Consider the following 4,180-nt stretch of genomic DNA (forward strand, 5'->3'; position numbering starts at 1 on the left):
GCCCGTAGGGTGAATCAATTAGTACAAATTCGGCATTGGGAATATGCCTGGCTAAAAATTGCTGCTCCTGAATGGGGAATAACAAATCAGTTTCTATACCAATAACCAGCGCTGAAGCGGTAATGCTGGCAAGGGAATGTTCCATTGAAACACGGCCTCTTGCCAGATTATGGGCATCCATGCCTTTACTTAAAAAATAATAACTAAACGCATTGAACCGATTGGCAAGTTTATGGCCCTGGTAATGCTGGTAGCTTTCGGCTCTAAAAACTTGCTGATCTAACGGCAGGCCAATGCTATCACTTGTAACACTTTGCTGCGCATGATGGTATGTGTGGTAATTGCGGTAAGAGAGCAGGGCAACAGACCGGGCTATTTTCATGCCTTCCAAACCTGCTGCTGCATCATGCGTTGTCCAGGTAGGATCGGCCTGTATGCACCAACGTTGCGATGCATTAAAAGCCACCCCCCATGGTGAATGCTGTGCATTGGTTGCAATAGGAATAATATGTTTAAACAGCGCCGGTTCTTCAACCGCCCATTCCAGTAATTGCTGCCCGCCCATTGAGCCACCAAGACCTACTAATATTTTTGTTATACCCAGCGTATCCTTTAATTTTTGATAAGCCCTTATCATATCTCTTGTAGTAAACCAGGGGAAGGAATGATAGTATGGGCTACCACTTACAACATCAATATCTAATGGAGAAATACTTCCATAACAACTACCCGGCATGTTTACACAGACGATATAAAAATCTGCCGGGTCAAAAATTTTACCCGCTCCCACAAGGCCATGCCACCACTCTGATGGATCGCTGTTGGCAGTTAATGCATGAAAAACCCAGACAACATTGTCAGCCGTTTTATTTAAAGTACCCAACGCAGTATATGCCAGGTGAAAGCCTTTTAATACCCTGCCACTCTCCAGTGTAAAAGAATGTTGATAATGGAAAATTTGTTCGTTCATTCAGTTTTTTAAGGTGCGTTCACAGAGAGTGAGATGTGGGTTGTTAATCGTGAAAAGTGAAATGTGAAAAATGAAAGGAAAAATAAAAAAGTAAAAACTTGAGCCATTTGCCTCCTTCTGCGGATTGTAGTTTCAACCGTACAAGTGAGTTCCGAGGTATCGGAATTGAAATAACACAACCGGAGTTGACTAATGATCAACTGCCGGCTGCCCCATCAAAAAAAAATGTATCATATTCATTATTCTCTATTCATTATGTATTACGCTTTCTCACCTTCAAACACCTTAGCAAATGCCTGTTCAAAATCGGCTTTAATATCTTCAATATGTTCAATACCTACACTCAGCCTTACCAGATTTGGGTCTACGCCTGCAGCAATTTGCTCGGCTTCGCTTAACTGATCGTGTGTTGTAGATGCCGGATGGATGGCCAATGTTTTAGCATCGCCAACGTTCGCCAAATGGCTTACTAATTTTAGGCTGTCAATAAATTTGCTGGCGTTTGCCTTTCCACCTTTAATGCCAAAATTTATGATTCCACCAAAGCCATTGGGAAGATATTTTTTTGCAAGTTGATGGTAACTGCTGCTTTCCAAACCGGGATATAATACAAAGTCAACCAACTCATGAGCTTCCAGCCATTGCGCCAATGCCAGGGCATTTTGATTGTGGCGTTCCATACGAAGGGAGAGGGTCTCCAGGCCCTGCAATAGCAGGAAAGAATTGAACGGCGACTGGCTGCTGCCAAAGTCGCGAAGACCTTCAACTCTTGCACGTATAATAAAGGCAATATTTGGCAGGCCTAATGGATTTCCTTCGCCAAAAATATCCCAGAACTTTAGTCCATTATAGCCCTCGGAAGGTTCCGTAAACTGGGGAAATTTACCGTTACCCCAATTGTAATTTCCTCCATCTACAATTACTCCCCCAATACTGGTGCCATGGCCGCCAATCCACTTGGTTGCACTCTCAACCACTATGTTGGCACCATGCTCCAATGGCTTGAAAAGATAGCCGCCGGCACCAAATGTATTGTCGACAATCAGCGGCAAATCATATTCTTTTGCCAGGTCAGCAAATTTTTTAAAGTCAGGTATGTTAAGGCGGGGATTGCCAATTGTCTCCAGATATATGGCTTTGGTATTTTTGTCAATTAAAGGCACAAACGATTCAACATCGTCGCCATTTGCAAAACGAACCTCTACACCCAAACGTTTAAAAGCCACCTTAAACTGGTTATATGTTCCGCCGTACAAAAATGAGGTGCTAATAAAATTATCTCCAGCCTGCACAATGTTATTAAGCGCCAAAAACTGGGCAGCCTGTCCTGAGCCCGTTGCTAATGCAGCTACACCGCCTTCCAAAGCCGCCATTCTTTTTTCAAAAACGTCGGTTGTGGGGTTCATTATACGTGTGTAGATGTTGCCAAATTCTTTTAATCCAAAAAGATTGGCAGCATGTTCGGAATTTTTAAAACCATAGGAGGTGGTTTGATAAATAGGCACAGCCCTGGAATTGGTGGCAGAATCAAGTTCCTGGCCAGCATGTAATTGAAGAGTTTCAAATCGAAGATTGCTCATAGTGGTAGTTTTTATGTTTGAATTTATTAAAGTCGAATTATTTAAGTAGGGCCTTACAATATCGCAATTAATTTTTTGAAATCACAGTTACCAAAACCAGTTAAGAAAAGGGCATAAAAAAAGCCCACCGATCAGACAGGTGAGCTTGAAGTATTTAGAAATGAATCCTATGTACAACCAAACTAAACTCTGACCTATCTTTCCGCTTGCGGCGGATGGAATTGGCACCTTCTTACTACTGAGTAAATAGTAAGGGTTGCCAAGGCGTCAAAGGGCCATAACCCTCTGCCTTTCTTGATAAGTATGTTGGTAAAGAACTGGTGCAAAAGTAATAGGCCGACTTTTAAACAGCCAAATTTATTTTGTAGATACCTGGTTTCAAAGTATTGAATCTTTGACTCCATAAACCCCCTTAACAAACTAAAATTGTATCAGCTATACCAGGTCCCACTTTTTTCTGTACTCCCTCTTTAGGTATTCATTCGCCTCCTTATCATCCTCAAACTTTTCCTTTTTACTGTTCCAGTTTAATTTGCGGTTTAGCCGGTAAGAGATTAACGCAAGATGCATAGGCATGGTCATATTGCGTGCATATTCAAGGTTGGACTCTGGCTGGTTTCGCGATTTAACGGCGTCCACAAAATTTTGCTGGTGGCCGGCAGAGCGGATAATCGTTTTCGGTATTTCAGGAATGTCTGTTACTGTTTGCCCATTAATGGTTATTTCGCGGGTATCATAATCGCAGATCAGGGTCCCTTTGTCACCTTCAAAATATGCGCCTATAGCCCTGTTGGCGGCACCCGGCACATCCGGTGGCAAATGCGTCCAATGGAGATTTAATCCTTCAAATTCAAAGTCGGCATCCAGCCATTCCGGTGCATCGGCAATACCTTCAGCCTGCTTACCCCTGGCAATTACTGTTTTAAGATTCCTGGGTGCTATGGACCAATAAACAATATCGGCAATATGGCACCAAAAATCCTGAAATACCCCACCGGAGTAATCCAGGAAATAGCGGTATGTAAAATGACAGCGTTGTGGATCATACTCTGCATACGGGGCTGGACCCAACCACATATCCCAATCAAGGGTTGGGGGTGGCGCCTGCACCTTACCCGGTACCATAACCGGTGGTGCCCCTGTTTTCCAAAGCCGCACGGTATGCACATTGCCTATTGCCCCGGAGCGAATGATCTCGGCTACACGGTGGTAATTTTCGCCTGCGTGTATCTGCGTTCCTAATTGAAATACCCTGTCGTGACGCTTCAATTGTTTTAGCATCATTCTTCCTTCCGATACATCGTACGATAATGGTTTTTCTCCATACACATCTTTACCTGCCTTAAAAGCAAGGGTGGCAATTTGTGCATGCCAGTGGTCGGGAGTAGCTACCGTAATGGCATCAATATCATTTCGATCAAGAACGCTCCTGAAATCTTTATAACCCTGTGCCTTGCTGTCGGGTCTTAATTGTTGCAGGGTGTTCATAGTGCTGCCTAAATGATCCTGGTCTACATCGCATAATGCTACTATATCAACCCCGGGCAATGCAGCAAACCATTTCAGGTGATTGTTACCCATACCGCCAAGGCCAATGTGTGCAATGCGTACACGGTCGCTTGGGGCTACC

General features: G+C 43.7%; 3 protein-coding genes and 1 riboswitch. All 3 genes read right to left on the reverse strand.

Going from position 1 to position 4,180, the window contains the following annotated elements:
* Positions 1-970: homoserine O-acetyltransferase (gene metX, locus H7254_RS11575; protein ID WP_301933115.1), on the reverse strand; the 970-nt coding region annotated here is incomplete at its 3' end.
* 260 nt (positions 971-1,230) lie between these two features.
* Complete coding sequence (locus H7254_RS11580) at positions 1,231-2,550, reverse strand: O-acetylhomoserine aminocarboxypropyltransferase/cysteine synthase family protein (protein WP_301933116.1); 1,320 nt, start codon at positions 2,548-2,550, stop codon at positions 1,231-1,233.
* Between the two features lie 191 nt (positions 2,551-2,741).
* Positions 2,742-2,854: riboswitch (SAM riboswitch) on the reverse strand.
* Between the two features lie 131 nt (positions 2,855-2,985).
* Positions 2,986-4,180, reverse strand: a 1,195-nt coding sequence (locus H7254_RS11585) for a Gfo/Idh/MocA family protein (RefSeq protein ID WP_301933117.1), incomplete at its 5' end; no start/stop codon positions are given.

This window comes from Ferruginibacter sp. (assembly GCF_014377975.1).
Lineage (GTDB): Bacteria > Bacteroidota > Bacteroidia > Chitinophagales > Chitinophagaceae > Ferruginibacter.